The following is a 6,358-nucleotide window of genomic DNA, read 5'->3' on the forward strand; positions in this document are numbered from 1 at the left end:
GAACAGCTGACCGCCGTTCCGTAAGAGAAAACGGCAGGATGAGACCAGGAAATCAAAGCAATAAGCGTATGCGCGGACGGGGCCGCAAGGGACCTAATCCGCTAACCCGGACCTACGAATCGAACGGTCCTGATGTGAAAATCCGCGGCACGGCGATGCATATTGCGGAAAAATATCAGCAGCTTGCCCGTGATGCACAGGCATCCGGCGACCGTGTGATGTCCGAAAACTACAATCAGCATGCGGAACACTACCTTCGCATTGTGGCTGCGGCGCAACCGCAACAACAACCTGCTGCGCAGCCGGCTGCTCGCAATGAAGCTGATGAAAATCAGGAAGCAGCATCCGCAAACGGTGCAGCTCCGGTAAACGGTTCCGAACGTCCGTCTCAGGAAAGAGCTCCTCAAGACAGGGCTTCTCAGGAGCGGGCGCCACAGGAACGCGCTGCTTCTGCTGAAGGCGAGGTCGTCGATGCCGATAGCCCGCAGCCCTTTATTGAAGATATGCCGGTTATCGATCAAGAAGGTCAGGTGAACGGCGCGGGCCAGAAGGCTGATGCCGAAGAGGCAGCCGAAGAAAAGCCGCGTCGCCGCACCCGGACACCAAGAGCGAGAACCCCGCGCAAAGCACCGGTGGAATCAACTGCTGAAGAAGCCTCTGAGGTGACGGCTGAGGCTGCAGAACCTGCAGGTGACGCATCGGCGGATGAAGAAAAGCCGAAGCCGCGTCGCAGGACGACCCGGCCACGCCGTACCAAGGCAACGGAAGAGGCTCCTACAGAAGCGGCAGTTGCCAGTGAATAGTCAGTTTCAATCAAGCTGAAAACGATAAGACGGCGTCCGGAAGGGCGCCGTTTTTTGTTTGAGTTGAGCTTTTCCGTCGCAGGGCCTTTTGTGATGAAAATGCAACACTATATAGGAGGGGCAGCGCTCAAGGAGGCTGCACGGATGCCCGGGATCGGGGTCCGTATCCAACGACGTTCCCCACGCTTCGGGTGGTGAGGACGGGTAGGAGGTAACGAATGAACTTTGAAAAATACACTGAGCGCGCCCGCGGTTTTGTCCAGTCGGCTCAGACTTTTGCGCTTGGTCGGGGGCATCAGCAGTTTTCTCCGGAACATATCCTGAAGGTACTTCTGGATGATTCCGAGGGTATGGCCAGCGGTCTCATTGAACGTGCCGGTGGACAGGCAAAGGCTCTCAAGGGAGATCTGGAAGGTGTCCTGGACAAGATGCCGAAGGTTTCCGGTGGAGCCGGCCAGCTTTATATGGCGCAGGCCACGGCGCGCCTCTTCGAACAAGCGGAAAAAATTGCCGAAAAGGCCGGTGACAGTTATGTCACTGTTGAACGGTTGTTGCTTGCTCTGGCCATGGACAGCGAGAGCGAAGCAGGAAAACTGATGAAGCGGCACGGCATAACGCCGAATGCACTGAATGAAGCCATCAACCAGCTGCGCCAGGGACGGACTGCGGACAGCGCCACGGCCGAAAATCAGTATGACGCCTTGAAGAAATACGCCCGGGACCTGACGCAGGTTGCGCGGGACGGCAAGCTTGACCCTGTCATTGGACGGGATGAAGAAATTCGCCGGACAATCCAGGTTCTGTCGCGCCGGACCAAGAACAATCCGGTTCTCATCGGTGAGCCTGGCGTTGGTAAGACGGCAATTGCCGAAGGCCTGGCGCTGAGGATCGTCAATGGCGACGTTCCCGAATCGCTCAAGGACAAACAATTGCTCGCGCTCGACATGGGCGCACTGATTGCCGGGGCCAAATACCGGGGCGAATTTGAGGAACGCTTGAAGGCGGTTCTTTCGGAAGTCGAGGCGGCTGCCGGCAAGATCATCCTGTTCATCGACGAAATGCACACACTTGTTGGAGCAGGTAAAGCCGATGGTGCGATGGATGCATCCAATCTGTTGAAACCAGCCCTTGCAAGGGGAGAGCTGCACTGTGTCGGCGCAACCACGCTTGATGAGTATCGCAAGCACGTGGAAAAGGATGCTGCACTCGCCAGACGCTTCCAGCCCGTGTTCGTCACGGAGCCAACCGTCGAGGATACGATATCGATCCTGCGCGGGATCAAGGAAAAGTACGAACTCCATCACGGGGTCCGTATCACCGATTCCGCCATCGTGTCGGCCGCATCCCTGTCGAACCGCTACATCACGGACCGTTTCCTGCCGGACAAGGCTATTGACCTGGTGGACGAAGCCGCGAGTCGGTTGAGGATGCAGGTTGATTCCAAACCGGAAGAACTGGACGAGCTGGATCGGCGGATCATTCAGCTGAAGATCGAGCGTGAAGCGCTCAAGGTTGAAAGCGATCAGGCCTCCAAGGATCGTCTGGCCAAACTGGAAAAGGAACTGACCGATCTGGAAGAGCAGTCGCAGGCCCTGACCAATCGCTGGCTCGGCGAGAAGGAAAAACTGAACCTTGAACAGAAAATCAAGGAGCAGCTGGAACAGGCTCGCATCGACCTGGAGATTGCGCAACGGCGCGGGGACCTCGCCAAGGCAGGTGAACTTGCCTATGGCGTGGTGCCTGATCTTGAGCGCAAACTGGCCGATGCCGAAGCTTCCGAAGACACTGATGCCATGGTGGATGAAGCGGTCACGCCGTCCCATATTGCCCATGTGGTGTCCAAGTGGACCGGTATTCCGGTCGACAAGATGCTGGAAGGTGAGCGTGAGAAACTCCTGCGCATGGAAGATGTTCTGGCAGGCCGGGTCATCGGACAGGCAGAGGCTATCCACGCCGTTTCGACAGCCGTGCGCCGGGCGCGTGCCGGACTTCAGGATCCGAATCGACCGATCGGTTCGTTCATGTTCCTCGGCCCGACTGGTGTCGGCAAGACAGAGTTGACCAAGGCGCTTGCCAGCTTCCTGTTCGATGATGACAGCGCAATGGTGCGCATCGACATGTCGGAATACATGGAGAAACACTCCGTTGCCCGGCTGATTGGTGCTCCTCCGGGTTATGTCGGTTATGAGGAAGGTGGCGCCCTGACGGAAGCCGTACGGCGGCGTCCTTACCAGGTTGTCCTGTTCGACGAGATCGAGAAGGCCCATAGCGATGTCTTCAACGTCTTGCTTCAGGTTCTCGATGATGGCCGACTGACCGATGGTCAGGGCAGGACAGTGGACTTCCGCAATACGCTGATCATCATGACGTCGAACCTGGGTGCCGAATATCTGGTCAACCAGCCGGAAGGGCAGGATACCGACGGTGTTCGCGATGAGGTCATGACAGCGGTGCGTGGACATTTCCGTCCGGAGTTCCTGAACCGCCTGGACGAAATTGTCCTGTTCCATCGCCTGCAGCGGTCGCAGATGGCCGACATTGTCGGGATCCAGCTTGAGCGTCTCAGGGACTTGCTGTCCGATCGCAAGATCACCCTGAACCTGGATGACAGTGCTCTGGGCTGGCTTGCCCAGAAGGGCTATGACCCGGCTTATGGTGCACGTCCGCTGAAGCGGGTGATCCAGAAAGACGTTCAGGATCCTCTGGCAGAAAAACTGCTGGCGGGTGACGTTCTGGACGGACAGACCGTAGACGTGTCGGCCGGAGCCGACAGGCTGGTATTTCAGGTCGAAGGCGCAAATAGCGCCGCTGCCTGAGGCAACAGCTTGCACCAATTGAAGACGCCCGCGGGACTTGCGTTCCGCGGGCGTCTTGCATTTGAACTCTGCGAAAGCAGTATATTAATTCAGTGCCGCAATCCGGGATGGTTTGCGGGCACGGTCAAGCAGGGTGTCGAGCCGGTGGCGTTCGGCTTCGAAGGTTGCACGCATTTCGCCCTCCAGGGTACGGCCCTTGGGAAGCTTGATCCGCATCGGATCCATATAGCGTCCGTTTACGAGCACCTCGTAATGGAGGTGAGGGCCGGTCGACAGGCCGGTCGAACCGACATAGCCGATGATCTGACCTTGGGTGACGCGTGCACCTTCCTTGATGCCTTTGGCGAAGCCGGTCTGGTGATTGTAGGTCGTGGTGTAACCATTGGTGTGGCGCAACTCGATCCGCCGTCCGTATCCTGAGCTCCAGCCTGCCTTGATAATGACACCATCGCCGGCCGCCATGATCGGCGTGCCGCGCGGCGCGGACCAATCAACGCCGCGGTGCATCTTGGTATATTTGTGTATCGGGTGGCGGCGCATGCCGAAACCGGAGCGGAACTTTCCGCCATTGAGCGGCTTCCTGATCAGGAATTTCTTCGCACTTTGGCCTGAAGCGTCATAAAAATCGGTGACACCGTCATCCGGGGTCCGGTAGCGGTAAAACTCGCGTGTCGTATCGCCCGTGTTCAATGCGGCGTAGAGAATCTTGGGTCCGGAATTGGCGTCGCCATCGGTGTAGAACAGCTCCAGTGCATCGCCTGGCTGGACACGCGCATTGAAGTCGACATCGAAGGAGAACATGCGCACGAGATCGTTGATGATCTCTTCCGGCATGTCCTGCTCAAGAGCCGTTTGATAAAGGCTGTCATAGATGGCCGGAGTTGGTCCACCGTAGGAAACACGATCAGCCTCGGCAAAGGCATCGGCCAGGAATGTGCTCGGTTCTTCCGCCTTGATGTAATCGCCGCTGTCGGACCGGGCAACGGTCGCCTCGTGATCTGTATCTGTATAAAGGCTGACGCGTTCCGGTCGCATCCGTTCCAGATCATCGGGCGACGGCGCGTATGCAATGCGAAGCCTCTGACCTTCTTCGAGTTCCGAAATGCCGAAGAGATTTGCAAAGGCAGAGGTGATCGACGTCGCCTCTGTTTCGGTTGCTTCGTAATTCAGAAGAAGATCCGCGAAGGACTGTCCTGTTGTGACTGGGACGATGCTTTCATCCATGCCGGTGAAACGGATTTCTTCGTCGCGCTTTGAAACGAAGGAGACATTTTCGGGGGTGATCCGGACCGCGTATCGTTCCAGGTCGGGCTGTAGGGCGAGATTGAAGTCAAACCGGCCGGGATCAACCAATGTCTTCGCAGCCATCTCGACTGCGTCGATGGACATCGTGCGCGCCGTTTCACGGACACTCAACTCGACTTCGGTTTCTGTCGGGGTTTCGCCAGGATCAATTTCTGAGCTTGAAGTGGGAAACGGGGTCAGGCTGATGCTGACTTCGTTTTCAAGTTTCGCCCCATACAGGGAATCGGCAAGGAGAGATGTTGCGGCCTCCGCTGCCGCACCCGAGACATCGTCTTCCAGATTTTCCGCAAACATGTTGAGTGGATTGAATGCAGGAATCCGGGAGGCAAGTTCCGGGTCGTTTCGGGTTGCCAGGGTCGCGCTGACAAAAACATGCGGTTGGACCCGGATATTGTCCCTATCGCCGACGCGTGAGACGACATTGACGTCAATGACGTGCTTGCTGGAATATTCGGTTGCCGTTCGAAGCACGCGGTCACCCTTGGTGCTGCCACCGTTGGATGCCGTCAGCCCGTCCAGCAGGGTACCAGAGGAAGGGGCAGCTTCGACACTATACTGACCGTCAAGCGCGGCCATCAGAGCGCCACCCATCAAGACAAGAGATGTAACACCGGTCAGAACTGTTCCTGCCAGCCAGCGGAAGGAGACTTGCCTGCGGTCGGCCATGCCACTGCGGCCTTCATATGCACGCAAAGGCGGTTCTTCGCCGAGTTCGATGCGATTGGACTGTGTATTATGGAAAGGTCCAAAATGCATAAATACCCGTCCGGTCCTTCATACAGCTTATCAGCAGATCAAACCCGTTCGCACAAAGCCGGAGCTTTCGGTTCGGCTGCGCCAAACAAAACGGATCATGCTTCATGCAGTGTTTGAATAAAAAGGTCAATTGTTTCCAACCCGCCAGCCCTGCTTCCGGCGGATATGACGCAATGCCTAATATCACATTTTGACGGTTCTGTGATTTCAATCTGCGTGCCCTTGGGGCAACTTTGGATCAGCTATTTCCTGGCCCCTATATATAGAGAAGGGAAAGAAGGGTGTTTTCAGGCGAAAATGCCGGTGCGAGCTAAATTCCATAAAATAACCCTTTGAAATTACGGACTGTTTTCAAAAAAAGCGCGTTCTGTGAATCTTTTTTGACAAACTGTGTTGACTCCCATTCAGGCCATGCGTATAACCGCCTCCATCGACGGCGGCGCCGCCAACACGGCGCTTCTCGCTGTTGGTCGCTCCAGACATCGCAGTCATAAAGGCCTGGTAACAGGTTCTCGACTTGACGTCTTTGGGTGAGGGCTTTTACGCCAAAATGAGGATTGCTCCTCATGTTCTTTGACAATTTGGTTATGAAGGAAGGGAAGCGTAGGCGGCGTTGGCCTTGCGATCTTTTCGGGGTTTCGGCCTTGGAGAGGTTTTAAGGAGTTACGCAGGTACGCT

The 6,358-nt window shown here is 56.5% G+C and carries 3 protein-coding genes; 2 read left to right on the plus strand and 1 reads right to left on the minus strand.

The window, feature by feature from the left end; genetic code table 11:
- Positions 1 to 68 precede the first annotated feature (68 nt).
- Together ABLO27_RS26095 and clpB are read left to right on the plus strand one after the other, a co-directional pair.
- Positions 69 to 803, plus strand: a complete 735-nt coding sequence (locus ABLO27_RS26095) for a DUF4167 domain-containing protein (RefSeq protein ID WP_353037019.1) — start codon at positions 69 to 71, stop codon at positions 801 to 803.
- Positions 804 to 1,021: 218 nt separating this feature from the next.
- Positions 1,022 to 3,619 carry an ATP-dependent chaperone ClpB gene (clpB, locus tag ABLO27_RS26100; protein ID WP_353037020.1) on the plus strand — a complete coding sequence of 866 codons (2,598 nt, stop codon included), beginning with the start codon at positions 1,022 to 1,024 and terminating at the stop codon, positions 3,617 to 3,619.
- 84 nt (positions 3,620 to 3,703) lie between these two features.
- Here clpB and ABLO27_RS26105 read toward each other — a convergent pair whose 3' ends face one another.
- The gene (locus ABLO27_RS26105; RefSeq protein ID WP_353037021.1) at positions 3,704 to 5,680 is read right to left on the minus strand and encodes a M23 family metallopeptidase; all 1,977 of its coding nucleotides are present in this window, start codon (positions 5,678 to 5,680) and stop codon (positions 3,704 to 3,706) included.
- Positions 5,681 to 6,358 lie beyond the last annotated feature (678 nt).

The organism is Roseibium sp. SCP15, from assembly GCF_040329435.1.
In the GTDB taxonomy this organism is placed as follows: Bacteria; Pseudomonadota; Alphaproteobacteria; order Rhizobiales; family Stappiaceae; genus Roseibium.